The organism is Caloramator sp. (genome assembly GCF_020054765.1).
Classification (GTDB): domain Bacteria; phylum Bacillota; class Clostridia; order Clostridiales; family Caloramatoraceae; genus Thermobrachium; species Thermobrachium proteoclasticum.
Map to the genome: position 1 here is coordinate 137,258 of NZ_JAIHAO010000001.1, position 21,360 is coordinate 158,617.

Sequence of the window (21,360 nt, forward strand, 5' to 3'; positions counted from 1 at the left end):
CTTTTAACTGCATTCATAAAAACCACTCCCAAATATAAAGAGGAAGAAAAACTTCCCCTTTATAAATATTTCTTTAAATACATTCCTGTGTAGGACTTTTTAACTTTTATAATCTCCTCTGGAGTTCCCTCTGCTATTACTGTTCCTCCTAAGTCTCCACCCTCTGGACCTAAGTCTATTATATAATCAGCACATTTTATAACGTCTAAATTATGTTCAATTACAATTACGGTATTGCCTGCATCAGTTAATCTCTGTATTATTTCAATGAGCCTTCTAACATCTTCAATATGAAGCCCTGTTGTTGGTTCATCTAAAATATAAAGCGTTCTTCCAGTACTTCTTTTTGATAATTCGTATGCAAGCTTAATTCTTTGTGCCTCTCCACCTGATAGTTGTGTTGATGGCTGACCAAGTTTAATATAGGATAACCCAACATCATAGAGTGTTTGAAGTTTATTTTTTATCCTTGGAATATTTTCAAAGAATTCTAATGCCTCCTCAACTGTCATATCAAGAACTTCTGCTATATTTTTACCCTTATATTTAACCTCTAACGTTTCACTATTGTATCTTTTTCCTTTACAAACCTCACAGGGAATGTAGACATCAGATAAAAACTGCATTTCAATTTTAATTATACCATCACCCGAACAAGCCTCACAACGTCCACCCTTAACATTAAAACTAAATCTTCCAGGTTTATATCCCCTCATTTTTGCCTCTGGAGTTTGAGCAAATACTTCTCTTATATAATCAAAGACTCCCGTATACGTTGCAGGATTTGAACGTGGTGTTCTACCTATTGGAGATTGGTCAATATCTATTATTTTATCTATCTGTTCAAGCCCTAATATATCCTTATGTTTTCCAGGCATATCTTTGATGTTTAATAATCTCTTAGCTGCCCCTTTATAGAGAATTTCGTTTATTAGCGTACTTTTACCTGAACCTGAAACTCCAGTTACACAAGTAAAAACACCAAGTGGAAATTTTACATTTATATTTTTAAGATTATTTTCTGCTGCACCTATAACTTCAATATATCCTTTAGGTTCTCTTCTTTTTTCTGGAACTTGAATCCTTCTTCTTCCTGATAGATATTGTCCTGTTATTGAGTTTTCATCTGCTGCAATCTCATCAGGTGTACCCTGTGCCACAATTCTTCCTCCGTGGGTTCCTGCACCAGGACCAATATCAATAATATGGTCTGCTGCTCTTATAGTATCTTCATCGTGTTCTACAACAATTAATGTGTTGCCTAAATTCCTTAAGTGTTTTAAAGTATCAAGAAGTCTATCGTTATCCCTTTGATGAAGTCCTATGCTTGGTTCATCAAGTATATATAAAACTCCGACCAGACTTGAGCCTATCTGTGTTGCCAGTCTTATTCTTTGAGACTCACCACCTGACAATGTAGATGCTGCCCTTGATAGAGTTAAATAGTCTAATCCGACATTTATCAGGAAGGTCAATCTTGCCTTTATCTCCTTTAAAATTTGGTGGGCAATCTTTTCCTCCTTCTCTGTTAAATTTAAATTTTCTATAAACTCAAGCTCCTTTTTTATTGATAAATCGCAGAATTTATCAATTGATAGTCCACCTATTGTAACTGACAAGCTCTCCTCCCTAAGTCTTGCTCCTTTACACTTTGGACAAGTTTTAAACTCCATATACCCCTCTATTTCATTCCTGATATACTCAGAATTAGTTTCCTTATATCTTCTTTGGAGGTTTGGAATTATACCCTCGAAGCTATACATCATTTCGCCTTTCCCATATTCCCTCTCAAAGCTCACCATAAACTTTTCGCCATCATTACCATAAAGAAGTAAATTTAATATATCCTTAGGCAGATTTTTAAGGGGTTCATCAAGACTAAATCCATAATGTTTTGAAAGGCCATAAAGTATTGAATATGTCCAAGTATCATCTCTAAGTTCACCCCAAGGCTTTATGGCTCCTTCATTTATTGATAGCTCCATATCCTTTATAACAAGATGCGGACTTATCTCCATTAGTGAACCTAAACCATCACACACGTCACATTTACCAAAGGGGCTGTTGAAGGAAAACATCCTTGGAGTAATCTCTCCTATACTAATATTACAATCAGGACAAGCAAAGTTTTCACTAAAGAGCATCTCTTCTTTTTCTATTACATCAATTATAACAAGTCCCTCAGAAAGTTTCAGAGCAGTTTCAATTGAATCTGTAAGTCTTGATTTAATTCCTTCCTTTATTACTATTCTATCAACAACTACCTCTATATTATGTTTTTTGTTCTTTTCCAGCTTTATTTCTTCATTTATATCATAAACTGTTCCATCTACTCTTACCCTAACAAATCCATCCTTCTTTATCTTTTCAAATAGCTTTGAATGTTCTCCTTTTCTGCCTCTAACAACAGGTGCTAAAACCTGTATTTTTGTTCTTTCCTCTATTTGAAGAACCCTTTCTACTATTTGGTCTATACTCATTTTTGTTATTTGTCTACCACATTTTGGACAATGAGGCTTACCTATTCTTGCATATAGAAGTCTTAAATAATCATATATTTCTGTAACAGTTCCAACAGTTGAACGCGGATTTTTGCTGGTTGTCTTTTGATCTATAGATATAGCTGGAGAAAGTCCCTCTATATAATCAACATCTGGTTTATTCATCTGACCCAAAAACTGTCTTGCATAGGCAGAAAGAGATTCAACATATCTTCTCTGTCCCTCTGCATAAATTGTATCAAAAGCAAGAGAAGATTTGCCTGAACCTGAAAGACCAGTCAAAACAACAAATTTATTTCTTGGTATTTCAACATCAATATTTTTAAGATTGTGTTCTCTTGCTCCCTTTATAATAATTTTATCTACAGCCATCTTTTCACCTCTTGTTCTTATATTAAAACTTATGCGTAATAAAGGTACAAATTGTGATAAAAGAACCATTTACCACATTATGTACCCAAATTAATTATGATATACCTTTGAGTTTATATATTTTATCTCTAAGCTCTGCTGCCCTTTCAAACTCAAGATTTTTAGCCGCTTCAAGCATCATCTCTTCTAATGTCCTAATTAATAAATCCTTATCCTCTGCCTTATAGATTTCCTTATCTTCAGCAACTTTAGTTGCCTCAATAATTTCGTGTACTGGCTTTATAACGGTCTTAGGTACTATTCCGTGTTTCTTATTGTAATCCATTTGTATCTTTCTTCTTCTATTAGTTTCATCTATTGCCCTTTTCATAGAGTCAGTAATTTTATCGGCATACATTATAACCTTACTCTCTGCATTTCTTGCAGCTCTACCTATTGTCTGTATAAGTGAAGTTTCTGAACGCAAGAAGCCTTCTTTATCTGCATCAAGTATTGCAACAAGGGCAACCTCTGGTATATCAAGCCCCTCTCTTAAAAGGTTTATCCCTACTAATACATCAAAATCACCTTTTCTTAGATCTCTAATAATCCTCATTCTCTCAAGAGTATCTATATCTGAATGTAAATATCTAACCTTTATGCCTACATCCTTTAGGTATTCAGTTAAATCTTCAGCCATCTTTTTTGTAAGAGTAGTAACTAATATTCTAAATCCTCTTGAAATCGTTGCTTTAATCTCTCCAATTAAATCATCAATTTGTCCCTTAATTGGTTTTACTACTATTTCTGGATCAAGAAGTCCAGTTGGTCTAATAATCTGTTCTACCACTTGAGTCGAATTTTCTATCTCATATTGTGATGGTGTTGCACTTACAAATAAAACTTGATTTATCTTCTTTTCAAACTCCTCAAATTTTAAAGGTCTATTATCATAGGCACAAGGAAGTCTAAATCCATACTCAACAAGATTGTCCTTCCTTGATTTATCACCTGCATACATAGCCCTAAGCTGTGGAAGTGTTACGTGGGATTCATCTATAAAAATTAAAAAATCATCTGGGAAGTAATCAAGTAAAGTGTAGGGAGGTTCTCCTTTTTGCCTTCCATCAAAGTGTCTTGAGTAATTTTCAATCCCATTACAATATCCAACTTCCCTTAGCATCTCTATATCATAATTTGTTCTTTGTTTTAATCTTTGAGCTTCAAGAAGTCTGTCCTGCTGCAATAATTCATTATACCTTTCCTCTAACTCCTTTTCTATTCCCTCTATTGCCTTTTCAATCTTTTCTCTTGATGCAGCATAGTGGGATGCAGGAAAAATAGAAATATGCTTTCTCTCTCCTAATATTTCACCAGTCAGTACATCTATCTCAGTTATTCTATCTATCTCATCACCAAAAAATTCAACCCTTATTGCCTTTTCAGATTGAGAGGCTGGAAATATCTCAAGCACATCTCCTCTAACTCTAAAGGTTCCTCTTATAAAATTTATATCATTTCTTTGATATTGTATATCAACAAGCCTTCTTATAACCTCATCCCTGTCCCTTTCCATTCCTACTCTTAAAGAAACTACAAGGTCTCTATATTCATTAGGGTCCCCTAAACCATATATACAGGAAACACTTGCTACAATTATTACATCCCTTCTTTCAAACAAAGCTGATGTCGCAGAGTGTCTCAGCTTATCTATTTCATCGTTTATGGATGCATCCTTTTCTATATATGTGTCTGTATGAGGAACATAGGCTTCTGGTTGATAGTAATCGTAATAACTAACAAAATATTCAACTGCATTTTCAGGGAAAAATTCCTTAAACTCACTACAAAGCTGAGCTGCTAATGTTTTGTTGTGGGCAATAACAAGAGTTGGTTTCTGAACTCTTTCTATTATATTTGCCATAGTAAAGGTTTTTCCTGAACCTGTAACTCCTAAAAGAGTTTGACACCTATCTCCTCTTTTTATTCCTTCAACAAGTTTGTCTATTGCCTGTGGTTGGTCTCCTGTTGGTTTAAAATTTGATACTATTTTAAATTCTCCCATCTACTTCACCTCTGAACATATGTTCGCAATTTTAATTATATAACTTTATATTTTAAACGTCCAGTAGTATATTTAAATATTTCAATATAAAAAGAACAGGGTATGTATTAAACATACTCTGTTCAAAATTATTTTTTATTCTCTTAACTTTATAGTATATAAATTAATTCTATTTTAAAGTTATAAAGTAATCTACCAATCGTCTTCTTAAGGCATCTACCTCACTAAAGTCTGTTGCTTGTATATAATATTTTTCAAGCTCATCATGTAAATTCTTAATCAAAGAATATACTTCCTTTGCTTCATTTATTTTATCTCTATATCTAACCTCTATTGTCTTAATTGGGTCTTCATTTTCTTTGACGATATTTTGATCAATACACTCAAACATATCAACAACTTTGTCATTTTCATTTGGATTATATACGTGTGGTACTGTTCCATCAAGCATTACAAAACTACGAGCTGGTATAATAATCATATCTATACTTGACGGATCAAAGGCACAGTGATAAAATTCAACATCCAATCCCGCCTCAATTGCTGCCCTTGCAACTTTTTTAGTCATAGTAGATTTACCTGTACCTGGTCTTCCCTTTACAATTATTCTATTTTTTAATCCTTGAATTAAATCCTCATAAAAACACTGCTGTCCCTGTGGTGTCATTGCTCCTGCAAATCTATGAACCTCTTCTCCTTTTCTATCAAGGGATGTTAAATTAAGTCCATTTATTATTTCTTGTGTAATTTTGTCTGCCTTTTCAAAATCCATTCCCTTTAAATATTCCTTTTCCCATTCATCGTGTATTAACTTTGCCTCTCTAAGCAGTGAGAAAAATATTGAATATTGTTCACTAATCTTATCAGTGTAATATATTATTGGCTTTTTATATTTTCTAATCAAATCAATATCCCAGTAATCTCCAAAATTTAATATTCTCTCAACTGCACCTGGATATTTAGGGTCAATAACATGTGGTGCTGTTCCATCAACAATTGCAATGTTTAAATCGTTTATTACTATGCCATCTAAAGAATCCATATCTGCAGAGCAGTAAACATAATCAACATCAAATCCCTTTAATTCAAGTTCATTTCCTATTTTATGCATAAAACTTGACTTACCACACCCAGGTCCACCCTTTATAATATATATTTTATCCCTTCCCTTAAGTACATAGTCAAAATATGATACGAATCCTGATGAAGTATTTGCGGAAGCAAAATATTTTTTACCCATATAATCCTCCAAATAATATTCTTCAATAAATTATTATATGAAAAAAGGTACTAATTGGTACCTTTCTTTACATAAACTTAGCAATATTTAATATACTAACACTGATGGTTCATTCTAAATCATTACGATATCATAAATAATCATAAAAACTCAATGCCTTTTTTAAGGCTAAATTTAAATACTTTATTCATAAAACTTAAAAAATTTATTCCCAAACCCTATTATCTAAAACAATTAGTAGCTTTTGCACAAAAATCAGATCTTAAATATATTTTCTAATTTACATTATTATACATTTTATATAATTTTCTTAAACAAGACTCCTTCTCCTTATAAAAAGTATAAAGAATCCTATAAACCCTATTATACCACTTATTATAAACACATTATTTGCACCTAAGTATTTTGCTAATGTTCCTGCATAAATACTTCCTAATGGTGTTAATCCCCCAAAAACTAATGAATATACACTCATTATTCTTCCCCTCATATCATCAGGAGAATTAAACTGCAATATACTATTTGATGTTGTACTGAAAAGTATCATAAACAGTCCTAATAAGATTAAAATCAAAATAGATAAATTATAGCTTTTTACAAATCCTATAACAATCAAGAAAAACGAAAGACCCAAAGAACCCCAAAGCTGTAAAAATAAAGCTCTTTGTCTACTACCCCTTGTTGCTACAAAAATAGCTCCAATTAGAGCACCAAAACCTACAGATGATAGGAGTATTCCATATGCCTTTTCCTGCATCATTAAATAATCTTTTGTGTATATAGGAATTAATACATTAAAATTCATACAAAAGGTTGGTATTATTACAAGAGAAATTAATGTATAAAAAAGTTTTGGGTTAGTTTTTATATACTTCAATCCTTCCTTGATTTCCTTTTTAGGATCCTTTATTTTTTCCCTTGATGGACTATCCTTCATCTTCATCATAAATAATCCTATTAGTACCGCTATGAAACTTATTGCATTTAAGAAAAAACACCATTTTGCACCCAAATCTGCCATTACCTTTCCTGCAACTGCTGGTCCTATTAACCTTGCTGAATTAAAGGCAGCTGAATTTAAGGCTATTGCATTTAAAAGATGTTTTTTACCCTCTACAAGTTCAACAACAAAAGATTGTCTTGTTGGATTATCAAGTGCTTGGACTGTTCCTACTAAAAATAATAATATCAGTATAACGGGATAACTTAAAAGGTTAAAATAAATTAATACAAAAAAAATTAATGCAATTACAAGAAGCATCAATTGTGTAAATATTAAAATTTTCCTTTTTGGATAACGTTCTATAATAAGACCTGCAAATAATGAAAAAACAAATAAAGGTGTAAACTGAACTGCTGTCATAAGACCAGATAAAAATCCATCTCGTGTCATAGAATAAACCAACCAATTTAGTGCTGCATTCTGCATCCAAGTACCTATTAAAGAAATACATTGTCCAATCCAAAACAGCTTATAATTGCGGTGTGTAAATGCTGGAAAATATTCTCGTATAAAACTACCCAAATCCCTCATCCCCTCTATGTAAAATATAAACTCGTAATAATATTGTAACATTTTTAGTTAAAAGATGCTATCTAATTATTGAATAATAAAAAGCCCTACGAATTATATTCAATAGGGCCTTTAAATAAACCAATCATTTAAAATTATTCTAATTTTTTTAGGTCTTCACAATTATTTTCTATTTTTAATAATATAAAATTTCACTAATCAAGATCCATTATAGGTATATATCCATCCTCTTGAGGAATTGTTATTATTCCTAATGAACCTATTTCTGTCTGATAGTTGTAATATTCGAGGCTTTTAACTTTACCATCTATCTTTACAACATCAATCCAAAGATATCTATCTGCCTCATCTAATACAATCTTTGCATCATAAAGAGTATTTACTCTTCTATTATTTATTGAAATTATCTTATCTCCTGTCTCAATTCCCATTTTCTCCGCTGGCGAGTTAGGAACCACATCTAATATTTTAATTCCATCGTATGTGTTTTCCCATAATGAATTCAATGTTTTTTCTTTTTTTCTGTTTAAAAATATTATGAGCTCATGAAAAACAGGAGAAAATATTGCAGCAATATATTTAAATACATATATCTTCATTGATAGAACTACTAAAACAAATAATGTTATGCTAAATATAAATAAATTTAAAGATGATTCCTTTACCTTTTGTTTTGGCAGCCTACTTATTGTAAAGTCACCATATCCAAGTATAGCAAATAATGGTGTTAAAGAAAACACTGCATCCTGTAAATCTTTAGGCATTCCATCTGGTTTAATAAGTGGCCACCAATCTGGTGTCGGTATAGTATCACCACCAACTGGTGTTAAAGATAATAAAATCAATATCATAAGGGGTATTATCCAAAATCTTGTTAATAGAAAACCTCCAACTATTTTATTATTCTTCCTAAAGAACATCGGTACAGGAAATCTCGCACCGTCAAAATACATAAGAATTGATTCAACAAGATGTAATAATGCAACAAGAATTAGAATTGCCGTTATATCAATATTTAGGAAACTTCTTAATATAGGAATTTGACTTATATTAACTATACCTCTTACATTTAAAAAGCTTAAAATAAGACTCAATAAACTTATTATGCCTCCTGAGTAGGATAAACATATAAAATGAGAATCAAATAACATAACTAATAATAAAGATAAAATTATTATAAAAATTGCTCCTTCAAGTTTACCAAAGGTTATTCCAAATACAGTTATTAATATACTAACAAACATCCCACTTAAAATTCCTGCAAGAAGTGAAGATGCCATCATTTCCATCTTCTTATACTTTATTACTCCATATACATCCTTCTGTATTGATTCTAATCGCTTATATTGAAAAAATAAAATGAAAAACATTATCCAAAATATGGGTTCAAATATAAAGGATAATACAACCTGTGCATAGTTTCTTATAGCTTCCCATATAAGTCTTAAAATCATAAAAACCCTCCAAAACTTGATTAGATTTTTAGCCCCCAAGCTATCTTGGGGGCCAATAAATTATTGCTTACTTCTTAAAACTTCTATTGCCTTTTGTATTTGAATATCTTCTTTGTAGCTTAATTCTCTTTCCTTATCCTTTTCAGGTAAATCTAATACTATGTGTGGCTCAATTCCCTTTCCTTGTATACATTCACCTGACGGAGTATAGTATCTTGCAATTGTAACCTTTAAACCTTCATTATTAGGAAGAGGTATTATGTCTTGCACTAATCCTTTTCCGAAGGTTCTTGTACCTATGATTACACCTGCTTTAAAATCACGAACAGCCCCAGTTAAAATTTCAGATGCACTTGCTGAACCTCCATCAACAAGAAGAACAAGAGGAACATTAAGCTTATTAGAATCAGACTTCCACTCTTCCCTTTTTCCTTGATTATCAATTGTATAAACAATAGTTCCTTCTCCAAGTATTCTGTCTGCTATCTTTGTGCACTGATCTAAAAGTCCTCCTGGGTTGCCTCTAAGGTCAATAATTAGACCCTTTATTTCTTGATTTAATAATTTATCTAATGCATTATTAAAGGCTTCTGATGTATTTTCATCAAATGTAGTTATTCTAATGTATCCAATATTATTCTCAATAACATCACTTTTTACAGATTTTATAATAATTTTAGCTCTTGTAAGTTCAAAATCTATTGTTCCTTTTCCCTCTCTATATATAGTCAATTTAACCTTTGTTCCTTCTGGTCCCTTTATCATTGAAGTTGCCTTTTCTAATTCATTCCCTGATACCTCTTGATCATTAACCTTTATAATTATGTCCCCCGATAAAATACCTGCTTTATATGCTGGTGTATCTTCTATTGGTGCAACAACAACTATTTTTCCGTCCTTATTACCTACATATAATCCAACACCTGCATAGGAACCTTGAGTGTGAGTTAAAAGGTCTTCGAATTCCTTTTTATTCATAAAAACAGTATAGGGATCACCAATACCATCTACCATTCCCTTTACAGCACCCTCAACAAGTTTATTTTCATCAATCTTATCTACATATCTTTGTTCAAGTATTGATTTTATTGACATCATCTTTCCAAACTGCTTTACAAAATCATATTCCTGTTTACTTACAATTTTTTTCCCGCCTATAAAAGGAATAGGAACAAAAATAAGTATTGATGCTGTAATTAAATTAGTAATTAAAATTAATGAAATAGCCTTTTTAATTGAAATCTGCCTCTTACTCATCAAGAACACCTCAAATCTTTGAACTTATATTATATTTTATTTTATACACTATTACATTATATCATTAATTTTATTTTTTTCCATTTATTTTGTCTCAAATTTAATAAAATTTTACTTTTATGCTCAATACAATACCTCCAATATTTTTATATAATCTTTAAATATGCAAATCTGAACTTAGATTTATACATTTTATACATTAACTTATGATAAAAAAGTACCTCAAAACTATTAAATGTTTTGAGGTACCTTTACTATATAACTACCTTATTTACATACTCTGAAGTCATCGCCTTTAAAAGGCTACCATAATCCATTTTAAATTCAACAACATCTCCAACTTTGTAGTTTATATTGCTCCTTGTTACATCAAGAATTGTGTGGTCAGAACTTGCACCTAAGATATCTATATTTTTATCAAGTGGAATCAACCCCTCAGGATTTATATCCTGCCTTCCTATTGCAACTATAGCTCTTTTTATTATTCCCCTATCTTCATAGTGGGGTTTATTTCCAAAAGCATCCATACCTATATTACCAATAGGAACTGAGGGCTTCTTTTTTATCTCTACTATTTCAGCCTTTAAAATAAATGTATCGTCGGAAAGGGAATCTATTTTCTTCCCAAAGGCAGTTTCTCTCCCAAGTATTGCAACCTCTCCGAGTCTAAGGTTGTTTATACCATTTGGTAACCTGCCATCCTCTAATAGATAATAGCTACTTGAGTTTCCACCTGATATATACTCAATATCCAGCGAATACTTATTTGCCATATCAAGTGCAATGCTTGTTAACCTTCCTAAATTATTTTCATCTGGTATAACTCCACCATAACAGGTTAGATTTGTACCAAATCCTTTTATTTCAATTCCATCAACCTTTAATACTTCTTTAATAAAATCATCAATATCATCAGGCCAAACACCTTCCCTTAAATCCCCCATATCCAGCATTATTATTATCCTATGCCTTTTTCCAAGTTTTTTTGCCTTCTCTCCTAAAACACGAATTGTATCTATTTCTGAATTCAAGCTATAATCTGACCATAAAACAACGTCCTCTGCCTCATCAATCATAGGAATTCTTAAAAGAATTTTTTTTGCCCTAATATCCTTCATTTTTTTTAAGTTTTGTATTCTTGAATCTGCCAAACCATCAATTCCACAGTCAACTAAATGTGAAACAATATCTGGATATGCACAAAAACTTTTAGTTACTATCCAAACCTTAACTCCTCTATTTGTACATCTATCAACTAAATACTTTATATTTTGTTTGTATTTATTGATATCTATAACTATCTGTGGATACAAAGTACCACCCCTAAATCCCCAAACTCTTTTTTAAAATTTTAAGTGCCGCCTCTTCATATTTTTTTGAAAGTACTCCTAATGATGCCATAATATAACAATTATCGACTAAAATCTCAACGCTATCCTTAGGATAAAGAAACATTCCTCCCGTATTATCTTGAGGTATCTTTTTCATTATATTAACCCTATTGGGCAGCCTTGTTAAGGCTCCTCCTGTACCTATTATCCATTTAACATTTGTTAAATCCTTTCCTTCTGCAATTGTTTTTTTGCCACTTGGACCATAAATATATCTTATTGAACCCACGTGTCTTCTTACAGCTGTAAGTACTGCCTCCTGCGTCATAAATTCAACAAACTCAATTTCTCTTTCTGTTTTAGGTATTGGTTTTCTATTATTTATAAGCTCCTCTGCATTCCAAAATTTCTTTTTTACATTCTCAAGCCCTATTCTTTCTACTATGTGTGGAAGATTTACATATACTCCCAAATCTCCTTCAACAGTCCTTTTAGCAAAGGGTTCTGGGCTAATCATTATTCTTTGGATTTCATCACTTCCCTGCGTTACAGAATGTACATCTGTAGTTGCTCCACCAACATCAAGAACCATCAAATCTCCTATCTCCCTTTGCAAGAGAATTGCACACTCCATAACAGCTCCGGGTGTTGGAATAATTGGTCCATTGACCATCTGCCTAACCTTTTGCATTCCAGGTGCACCTGTTATATGTTCCTCAAATACACTTTGTATAACTCTTCTTGTAGGTTCAACATTTAGCTCATCTATCCTTGGATATACATTTTCTACAATATATAGTTTTTGTTCATATTCTTCAAAAATCAATTTAACATCCTCGTGATTTTCTATATTTCCTGCATATATAACAGGAACATCCAACTTTAGTTTTGCTATCTCCTCTGCATTGTAAATGGCTGTATCTCTTTCTCCATAATCAAGTCCACCTGCAACAAGTATTATATTAGGTTTTATCTCCTTTATTTTATTTAAATCACTTCTTCTTAGTTTGCCAGCTGTAACTAACTTAATGATAGCACCAGCCCCAAGGGCAGCCTCTCTTGCTGCCCTTGCAGTCATATCAAAAACAAGGCCGTGCACAGTCATTCTAAGTCCACCTGCTGCGCTACTTGTTGCCAAAAAATCATCATATTCAATATTATTTACTCCAATATTCTTCTTTAAATCATCTAATGCCATATTAAGTCCGATAGTAACATCTCCATCTAATACCGTAGTTGGTCCCTGTCCCTGTCCTATAAATTCAGAATTTTTTAAGTCAAAGGCATTTACAACCGTTGTAGTACTGCCTATTTCAGCAACTAAAACATTAACCTTCATAATTCTCCATTTCCCTTCTTCTCTTAACTAAAAATGAAGCAACGTCATTACCCTTTGTCCCACGACCAAATCCTGCATCCATACCTGCTGATTTTGCTATCTCATCAGTTACTTGAGTTCCTCCTGCACAAACAATCAACTTATCTCTTACACCCTTTTCTATACAGAGCTCATGTATTTTTTTCATATTCTTTATATGAACATCATTATGGGTAATTATTGTACTTGCAAGAATTGCATCTGCGTTGAATTCTATTGCTGCATCCACAAGTTTTTCAACTGGACAAGAAGTTCCAAGATATAGACACTCTATTCCATACTTTTCAATTCCACCGTGCTTTATGTCTATAACTTCTCTTAATCCTACAGAATGTTCATCCTCACCAACTGTTGCTGCAACTACCTTCATTGGTTTTCTTTCTATGTCCTTCCTTATTTCTTCATCGGATAATACCTCAGGTTTTTTTGGAATTTCAAGTTTTGATACATCTATAGTAAATGGTACCCTTCCTTTTATTTCAACAAGTGTTCCCTCTGCAGGCTGCATTACTTGTTTATGGATTACAACTACATCCTCAAGCCCCATCTTCTTTCCTATTTCCATTGCTGCAAATTCTGCAACCCTCTCTTCAACAGGTAAGAAAATAGTAGTTGCTACTATACCATCTCCACACCACTCAACCTCTGGTTTAATTTCTGTTGAATGTCTTAGGTTTTCAGTCTCCTTTAATCTTCTATTTACATTATCATTTTCATCCAGTTCATCAATAAATACTATCTTTTCAGGTTTACAGAAGGTACATCCATCTATTAAATCACACGCCTTTTCAATTCCCTCTGGGAGATTGTTATAACCAAAGTGCTCACAAACAGGTGCCATATAGTCCTTGTCCCTTTCTACTACAGTACCAACGCCTATTCCACCATTTATCTGTCTTGCAATACCATCACCGTTTCTTTCTGGATACATACCAGAATCAACAAAGAATCCCATTTCAACAGCCTTAAAGTATCCACCAACCTCAAGTATTTCCTCCATAAATAGAACTGCTCTCTCTTTTAATTCTCTTACCTTATCTACTAAATATCCGTCCTTTTTAAGTTCTACCATTTCAAGAAGTCCATCCATACCAATCAAGGCTTGCTTTGCTGTGTTTATGGCGTGTATATTGTTGTAGTGCCAAGGAACATTTCTACCTTCATCTGGTGTAATTGTAGATTGTATATCTGCTCTTGTTAGTCTTGAAATTAGTAGGTTTAATACGTGGGTTACAGTAGCTTCTCTTGTACAGCTTTCCATATATTTTGTATTCATCTGTGCCCTCATCTTATAATCTTTAAATAACTGTCTTAGTGCCACTGCATAAGGAAGGTCAATTCTTAAACAAGGTGCTGGTGGTGCTGTTGGAGGAACTGTTGATAATGCTATGTTTTGTGGTTTCATTCCAACCATCTTTGAGTATGCACAGTTTATTGCGTGTTGCACCATAAGTTCTGGCATAACCTTATAGCCCTTCATAGCTGTTGCATTTGCATTGTGAGCACCATCTATCTGCACCATATCTGCAAAGGCCATTATTTTCTTTGCAACCGCTGCATCAACAAATGACCTTACCATATTTATATTTCTATAAAGGACATTATACTGTGGGTCTTGATGTGCACCATTTACTCCCTCTTCTGCAAACATAACTGCTATATCTGGCCCTGCAACACCTGATACATAGGAATGAAAATTTATTGGTCTTCCAACTTCTTCTTCAATTATATCAAGTGCTTTTCTTGTAGCTCTAACTTGTTTTCTTGATATAGGAACTCCTCCTACACCTTCTGGAGTACCTTCAATAAGTCCATCATAATGGCTTTGTCCTGCAGTTCTTATTACCATTATATGATCTGCACCGTGCCAAGCAGCCATTCTCATTCTTCTAATATCATCTTCAAATCTACCTGATGCAATTTCAGTTGTAATTACACAGTCTGGCTGAGGATCTATATAACCAAAGCTTTTTGCTGCTGGAAGTGGGCAACTATTTTTCAAAGGTTTTGATGCTTGATGATATTCAAATTCTCCATATACTTGATTACCCTGTTCTTCCCTCCAATGCCATCCCCTTCTCTTTGGTCTATAATTTTTAAGATCCTTTAATATTTCTTCTATGTTCAACTTTTCGTTTTTCTCCAACATACTATACCCCCCTTAAAATAGTGCTGGTACTTCGTCCCAGGCTTTTCCTTCAACAAGTAATAAACCTGCTTCTCTTATTGGTATATTTTTCTTTTTAGCTAACCTATAAACTACATTTCCTGCACCCTTTCCAAGTAGTCCTAAATTTTGTACCCCTTCAACAATTGCCTTTGCCTCTATACTTGAAAATCCCATTCTTAAAAGAACTGACCTTTCAACAGCCGGCGAAGTGTGGGTATATGCAATTTCCACAAGTGGTTTTACTATTTCCTCTGCAAGCTGCCAAAATCTTTTTTCTAATTCTTCATCTGTTAAATTTTTAAGATGCTGTCTTCTAATTTCAAAATCATCAGGCCTCTTAACTGCCATTTTAACCCCTCCTTATTAAACAACCTTTACATTAATTTCAGTAAGTATTTTTTTTACTTCTTCTATTGAAAGTTTTGTATCCTCTGCTAAAAATTCCGCATCCTTTATACCTATTTCATCAACTTTATAGTTATCAATACAGTTTTTGATATATGATTTTTTTAGTTTATTTAAATCTACATCTCTTGCCTTTATTAAACTTGGATTCTCTGGAAGAATTATACTCTCTCCTGCTCTTTCTTCTTCTGGATCGCCAAATCTAATATCTATTCCATTTTCCCTTGCAAAGGATAGCTGTGCCATATGATGCTTCCCAGCTCCTGTATATTCAGTCTCTTGAACTACTATTATTTGATCTTCATCCATCTCCTGTGCTATATAAAAGGCTGCAGTAAGAGATGTATTTCCTGCTGGGCCTCTTTCTAATCCCTCAAGTTGTGCTAAAGCCTCAGTTATATAAAATACTTCACCCTGCTTTATAGTTACATACCTATCTAAGTATCTCAAAGGTCGTGCTGCACTTCTTGGAACATCTGATCTATCTGGCCAAGTTGCAAAGGGAATCCCAAAACCGGTATGTCCTGTTGTGAAGGATTTTCTATTAAAGTCCCTATCTGATGCCATATGAAGTCCTGTTAAATCAACGCTTGCACCAACTACTTTAGTGTTAAGTGCACCAGCCTTTATAAGTCCCCTTGCTGTCCCTGTAACATTTCCTCCACCTGCGTGAGTTATAACTACAGCATCAGGATCTTTTCCAAGCTGTTCTCTACACTGAATAGCAACTTCATAGCCTAATGTTTCAACTCCTGCTATTCCATATGGAGAATATAGTGAAGCATTAAAGTATCCTGTCTCTTCAAGAATTCTTAAAAATGTATAAAATAATTCTGGTCCTACTGTAAGCTGAACAACTTCTGCTCCATAACATTCGCATTTTCTCTGTTTTTCTAATATCTCAGGCTGTCCAACTTTTCTTGAATCATAGCACTCCTGAACTATAATACAATTTAAATTTCTCATCGCTGCCTGTGAAGCAACTGCAGCACCATAGTTTCCACTTGTTGCTGCAACTACACCCTTATATCCTAATTTTTTAGCGTGGTATACTGAAATTGCAGCACGTCTATCTTTAAAACTTCCTGACGGATTGCAGGCTTCATCCTTTATAAATATTCTTGCTCCCTTACCCTTTGGAGAAATTTTTCTCACAAGAGCTGTTAAATTTTTTAGCTCAATAAGGGGTGTATTTCCTACTCCAGCATCCCTTTGTATGTTCTGTACCTCTTGTAGTGTATAGCCTGTTTCCCTCATCATTCTTTCATAGTCAAACCCAATTCTTGATGTTTGAAATTTTGAATAATCTATACCAACAGCCATCTTCATTATTTCATTTTTTCTGGCCATAACGGCATTATAACTATAATCTGCCACATCCTTCACCGTCCTTTAAAATTTTTCTTAAATCTTGCCCTATCTTTAAAATTTCAGGAACAAAATTACCAAAATCGTGTTTATAGCTTGGATTTACTTCAACTAAAGTTCCTCTAACTTGTCTGTTAGTTAAAGTAGTAATATAAACTTCATCTCCAATCATTGCATCACTATTTAAATACCCCTTTACCCACATCTCAAGCGGAACATTTTTTGTTTCCTCAGGTAGGTTTGACGCTCTTTCATCAGGCCTTAGCACTATTTGATGTATCTGTACATAAGTTCCCTTCTTTATAACATCCAAAGTTCTCACCTCTATTTAGTAAGATGCATTCTAAAATCATTCATTATAGCGTGTGGAATTGGTAAATCTTTCATAGTAACAAGTCCTGGTTTTGCATTTAAAACGTGGGGTATCATATTAACTGCTGTAGCAATTGTTCCTATTCCTCCTGGAACCTCAGGCTTTATACATAGACTTATATTTGGATCTCCTTCAATCCATATATAATCACCAGTTTCTATATTTTCTATCTCTGGATGTATCTGTTGTGGGTGCTCAAGTGCTATAACCACTTCACCATTTTTAAGACCATATCCACAGTGGTTACATCCACATACCATACCAGGTTCAACAACAACATCCTTTGTTTCCCTATGAGTATTTGATATAATTGGTTCCTTTGTCTGCTTTACTTCATCTATTTCTATTCCAAGTGCATCTGCTATCATTGGTATTGATTCTTCGAATCCAACGTGACCGTATACAGAACCATCTTCAATTCCCTTCATAAATTCTTCTACAGTAAGTCCAACTCCCTGCTCTCTCATAACTGTCTTTCCAAAAGGTGATAGGTCATTTATCCTTGCTGCTCTTATTTTCTTTACGTTTCTACAAACTGCACTTAAAGTTATTATTAATGTGTCTAAAACAAATCCTGGGTTTACACCTGTTCCAAGTACAGTAACTCCATTCGCCTTTGCAATTTCATCTATTTCCTTTGATAATTCTGGTTCTGCTGTAAAAGGATATGCCATTTCTTCTGCAATTGTTATGCAGTTCATTTTATGGCTACAGATCAATTTAATTTGCTTTTCTACTCCCTTTACAAAGGAATCAATTGCAAGTAAAACTACATCCGCCTCTACTTCACTTAATGTCTTTTCTGCGTCTGAAGATATTTTTATTCCAAGTTTTCTACCAATTCCAATATGTTCACCTAAATCTTTACCTTCATTTTCCTTCCTATCAATAGCACCAACAACTTCAATTCCTTCCTTGTCTAAAATCATTTTAACCATTCCACTGCCCATATTTCCTACGCCCCATTGAATAACCTTAATTTTATCCATATTTAACTCCTCCCAATACAATTTTTTATTATATATTGCAAATTTGGTGCCAAACTAAAGAGTAGCTTTTATTTAAAATATATTTAATAAAATTATATTTATAACACTAATGAAGTTAGAGTGTTTTAATATTCAATATTTTCTGATATTTAATTTTGACTGCAATAATTTTTGCACCTGCAAAACTTTATAATTTATAAAGTAAAAAAGCTCTATGCAAAATATTTTGCATAGAGCTTGCCGAAAAATATAAGCTATTTATTTATACCATATTTATTCAATTTATGCTGAAGAGTTTGCCTTTTTATCTTTAACAAACCTGCTGCTTTAGATATATTGTAGTTTGTTCTTTCAAGAGCTGTAAGTATTATACTTTTCTCTATATCCTCTAAGTAGTCATCTAATGGAACATTAAAATCATACTTTAAGTCGCTTATTTTAGATGTATACCTTTTAAATATTAGTTCCTGAACATTTGGTGCAAAATGTTCTCTTTTTAGTATATGACCAGTAACCATATTCATTGCACCTTCAATGTAGTTTTTCAGCTCCCTCACATTGCCTGGCCAATCATAGCTTAAAAAACCATCATAAACTTCATCGGATACTTCCCAAACATCCTTAATAAGTTCTGTATTATATTTTTTAATAAATTGGTTTATAAAAATTGGTATATCCTCTTTTCTATCCCTAAGAGGAGGAATGTTTATATTAATTACACTTAGCCTATAATAGAGGTCTTTTCTTAAGTTTCCTTGTATAATTGAAGTATATGGGTCTTCATTTATTGTTGCAATAATTCTAACATCTATTGGAATGTCCCTAACATCTCCAATTCGTCTAATATATCCCTCCTGCAATACTCTTAAAAGTTTTGCCTGCAGGTTTACTGGCATTGAGTTTATTTCATCTAAAAGAAGCGTACCTCCATTTGCCTGTTCAAACAAACCTGGTCTATTTATTGCACCTGTAAAGCTCCCCTTTACAGTACCAAATAGGATACCCTCAAGAAGGCTCTCAGGTAATGCAGCACAGTTTACAGCAATAAATGGTTTTTTGTTTCTTTGACTTGATGAATGAATACATCGTGCTATTACCTCTTTCCCAGTACCTGTTTCACCTATAATTAATACTGTAGAATTAGTCCTACTTGCTTTCTTAGCCAATTCGATAGTTTTTAAAAAATCAGGACTTGCACCAACTATATCACTAAATTTAAACTCATCTAAATCATCTTCCCTATTATTGTTAAGTTGTAAAATTCTATCATACAACTCTTTTATTTTAGTAAAATTTTTAGATATTTCTACTGCCCCTAATGTTTTACCATCTAAAACAATAGGTATAGTTGTGTTAACAGTAGTTATGTTGTTACCTTTTTTGTTAAGGTATGTCTGATATCTATCAAGTTCAGGTTCTCCTGATTTTAAGCAGGAGAGTAAAGTACTTGTTGTTTCATTAAGATTTGGAAAGATGTCACACAAATTCTTGCCTACAACCTCATTTGAATTTAACCCCTCTATCTGTTCCATAGCTCTGTTGTATATTAATGTATTACCATCACTATCTACAACGTGAATCCCCTCATCGATATTATTTAGAATAATTTCAAGCAATCTATGCTCAAAATTCATAAAAATCCCCCTATCTAAAAATAATTAATGGGCTTAATAGCCCATTAATTATTTGTTTGTATATAGTGGAAACTTATCGCAAAGAGCCTTAACTCTTTCCTTTGCTGGTGTTAAGCCCTTTTCCCTATTATCTATTACCCAAGAAATTATATCTGCAATTGCGATCATTTCTTCTTTTCCAAATCCCCTTGTTGTTACTGCTGGTGTACCTATTCTAATACCACTTGTAACCATAGGCCCTTGTGGATCAAATGGTATTGTATTTTTATTAACTGTTATTCCAACTTCATCAAGAAGATGCTCTGCTTCTTTACCAGTTATATTTTTATTTCTTAAATCTATTAGCATAAGATGAGTGTCTGTACCGCCTGAAACTAAGTTAAATCCCCTATCTAATAGAGCATTAGCAAGATGTTTTGCATTTTCAATAACCTTCTTTTGATATTCTTTAAACTCATCACTCATTGCTTCTTTAAAGCAGACAGCCTTTGCTGCGATAACATGTTCAAGTGGACCACCCTGAATTCCTGGAAATATGGTTTTATCAATTATCTTTGCATATTCTTCTTTACAAAGTATTGCTCCACCTCTTGGACCTCTCAATGTTTTGTGAGTCGTAGTTGTTACAAAATCCGCATATTCAACAGGATTAGGATGTAGTCCTGCTGCAACAAGACCTGCAATATGTGCCATATCCACCATCATATATGCATCAATCTCATCACATATTTCTCTAATTTTTTTAAAATCAATAATTCTTGGATAGGCACTTGCACCTGCTACAATCATCTTTGGTTTTTCCCTATGTGCTATTTTTCTTAACTCATCATAGTCTATGTAACCATCTTCATTTACACCATAGGATATAAAATTAAACAATCTACCTGAAAAATTTACTGGACTTCCGTGGGTCAAATGTCCCCCGTGTGCTAAATTCATTCCTAATACTTTATCTCCTATTTCAAGAGCAGATAGATATACTGCCATATTGGCTTGAGAGCCTGAGTGTGGCTGAACATTTGCATGTTCTGCACCAAATAACTTTTTTAATCTTTCCCTTGCTAAATCTTCAACTATATCTACATATTCACATCCACCATAATATCTCTTACCAGGATAGCCCTCTGCATATTTATTTGTCAATTGTGAACCTTGTGCCTCCATAACCGCTTTACTTGTAAAATTCTCTGATGCAATTAGTTCAATTTTATTTTGTTGTCTTTCCATTTCCTTTAATATAGCCTCATATATTTCAGGGTCTACCTTTTTAACTTGCTCTAAACTCATCATACCCTCTCCTTTAAAATATC

General features: G+C 33.1%; 15 protein-coding genes. All 15 read right to left on the bottom strand.

Translation table 11 applies throughout. The features are described 5' to 3' along the window. Positions 1-59 precede the first annotated feature (59 nt). The 15 genes from uvrA to glyA all read right to left on the bottom strand — a co-directional run bounded on the left by uvrA (position 60) and on the right by glyA (position 21,340). Positions 60-2,873, bottom strand: a complete 2,814-nt coding sequence (gene uvrA / locus JG776_RS00760) for an excinuclease ABC subunit UvrA (RefSeq protein WP_291963945.1) — start codon at positions 2,871-2,873, stop codon at positions 60-62. Between the two features lie 94 nt (positions 2,874-2,967). Then, on the bottom strand, positions 2,968-4,917 hold the full coding sequence (gene uvrB, locus JG776_RS00765) for an excinuclease ABC subunit UvrB (RefSeq protein ID WP_291963946.1): 1,950 nt from the start codon (positions 4,915-4,917) through the stop codon (positions 2,968-2,970). 169 nt (positions 4,918-5,086) lie between these two features. Continuing rightward, positions 5,087-6,157 (bottom strand): PRK06851 family protein, encoded by a 1,071-nt coding sequence (locus tag JG776_RS00770; RefSeq protein WP_291963947.1) that lies wholly within the window; start codon positions 6,155-6,157, stop codon positions 5,087-5,089. A 310-nt stretch (positions 6,158-6,467) separates the two neighbouring features. Beyond that, the gene (locus JG776_RS00775; RefSeq protein ID WP_291963948.1) at positions 6,468-7,691 is read right to left on the bottom strand and encodes an MFS transporter; all 1,224 of its coding nucleotides are present in this window, start codon (positions 7,689-7,691) and stop codon (positions 6,468-6,470) included. Positions 7,692-7,885: 194 nt separating this feature from the next. Beyond that, positions 7,886-9,145, bottom strand: a complete 1,260-nt coding sequence (locus JG776_RS00780) for a PDZ domain-containing protein (protein WP_291963949.1) — start codon at positions 9,143-9,145, stop codon at positions 7,886-7,888. Positions 9,146-9,205: 60 nt separating this feature from the next. Beyond that, the gene (locus JG776_RS00785; protein WP_291963950.1) at positions 9,206-10,402 is read right to left on the bottom strand and encodes a S41 family peptidase; all 1,197 of its coding nucleotides are present in this window, start codon (positions 10,400-10,402) and stop codon (positions 9,206-9,208) included. Positions 10,403-10,656: 254 nt separating this feature from the next. Further along, positions 10,657-11,715, bottom strand: a complete 1,059-nt coding sequence (gene orr / locus JG776_RS00790) for an ornithine racemase Orr (protein ID WP_291963951.1) — start codon at positions 11,713-11,715, stop codon at positions 10,657-10,659. A 10-nt stretch (positions 11,716-11,725) separates the two neighbouring features. Continuing rightward, positions 11,726-13,072, bottom strand: a complete 1,347-nt coding sequence (locus JG776_RS00795; protein WP_291963952.1) for a GlmL-related ornithine degradation protein — start codon at positions 13,070-13,072, stop codon at positions 11,726-11,728. Beyond that, on the bottom strand, positions 13,062-15,260 hold the full coding sequence (oraE, locus tag JG776_RS00800; protein WP_291963953.1) for a D-ornithine 4,5-aminomutase subunit OraE: 2,199 nt from the start codon (positions 15,258-15,260) through the stop codon (positions 13,062-13,064). The genes JG776_RS00795 and oraE overlap by 11 nt, the downstream gene beginning before the upstream one ends. 12 nt (positions 15,261-15,272) lie before the next feature. Continuing rightward, entirely contained in the window at positions 15,273-15,629 is a 357-nt protein-coding gene (locus tag JG776_RS00805) for an ornithine aminomutase subunit alpha (RefSeq protein WP_027308020.1), read from the bottom strand. Positions 15,630-15,644: 15 nt separating this feature from the next. Then, positions 15,645-17,063, bottom strand: coding sequence for a 2-amino-4-oxopentanoate thiolase subunit OrtB (ortB, locus tag JG776_RS00810; protein ID WP_291963954.1), 1,419 nt, complete (start codon positions 17,061-17,063; stop codon positions 15,645-15,647). Next, entirely contained in the window at positions 17,050-17,367 is a 318-nt protein-coding gene (ortA, locus tag JG776_RS00815) for a 2-amino-4-oxopentanoate thiolase subunit OrtA (RefSeq protein ID WP_291963955.1), read from the bottom strand. Before ortA ends, ortB begins: the two co-directional genes overlap by 14 nt. 11 nt (positions 17,368-17,378) lie before the next feature. After that, complete coding sequence (ord, locus tag JG776_RS00820) at positions 17,379-18,416, bottom strand: 2,4-diaminopentanoate dehydrogenase (protein ID WP_291963956.1); 1,038 nt, start codon at positions 18,414-18,416, stop codon at positions 17,379-17,381. A gap of 254 nt (positions 18,417-18,670) precedes the next feature. Continuing rightward, positions 18,671-20,050: a sigma 54-interacting transcriptional regulator gene (locus JG776_RS00825; protein ID WP_291963957.1), complete on the bottom strand. Its 1,380-nt coding sequence runs from the start codon at positions 20,048-20,050 to the stop codon at positions 18,671-18,673. A 48-nt stretch (positions 20,051-20,098) separates the two neighbouring features. After that, positions 20,099-21,340 (bottom strand): serine hydroxymethyltransferase, encoded by a 1,242-nt coding sequence (glyA, locus tag JG776_RS00830; protein ID WP_291963958.1) that lies wholly within the window; start codon positions 21,338-21,340, stop codon positions 20,099-20,101. Between the last annotated feature and the right edge of the window lie 20 nt (positions 21,341-21,360).

Excerpts from the sequence above, each read along its gene's own strand:
- uvrA (WP_291963945.1), bottom strand. The coding sequence starts at position 2,873 with ATGGCTGTAGATAAAATTATTATAAAGGGAGCAAGAGAACACAATCTT.
- uvrB (WP_291963946.1), bottom strand. The coding sequence starts at position 4,917 with ATGGGAGAATTTAAAATAGTATCAAATTTTAAACCAACAGGAGACCAA.
- JG776_RS00770 (WP_291963947.1), bottom strand. The coding sequence starts at position 6,157 with ATGGGTAAAAAATATTTTGCTTCCGCAAATACTTCATCAGGATTCGTA.
- JG776_RS00775 (WP_291963948.1), bottom strand. The coding sequence starts at position 7,691 with ATGAGGGATTTGGGTAGTTTTATACGAGAATATTTTCCAGCATTTACA.
- JG776_RS00780 (WP_291963949.1), bottom strand. The coding sequence starts at position 9,145 with ATGATTTTAAGACTTATATGGGAAGCTATAAGAAACTATGCACAGGTT.
- JG776_RS00785 (WP_291963950.1), bottom strand. The coding sequence starts at position 10,402 with ATGAGTAAGAGGCAGATTTCAATTAAAAAGGCTATTTCATTAATTTTA.
- JG776_RS00795 (WP_291963952.1), bottom strand. The coding sequence starts at position 13,072 with ATGAAGGTTAATGTTTTAGTTGCTGAAATAGGCAGTACTACAACGGTT.
- oraE (WP_291963953.1), bottom strand. The coding sequence starts at position 15,260 with ATGTTGGAGAAAAACGAAAAGTTGAACATAGAAGAAATATTAAAGGAT.
- JG776_RS00805 (WP_027308020.1), bottom strand. The coding sequence starts at position 15,629 with ATGGCAGTTAAGAGGCCTGATGATTTTGAAATTAGAAGACAGCATCTT.
- ord (WP_291963956.1), bottom strand. The coding sequence starts at position 18,416 with ATGGATAAAATTAAGGTTATTCAATGGGGCGTAGGAAATATGGGCAGT.
- JG776_RS00825 (WP_291963957.1), bottom strand. The coding sequence starts at position 20,050 with ATGAATTTTGAGCATAGATTGCTTGAAATTATTCTAAATAATATCGAT.
- glyA (WP_291963958.1), bottom strand. The coding sequence starts at position 21,340 with ATGATGAGTTTAGAGCAAGTTAAAAAGGTAGACCCTGAAATATATGAG.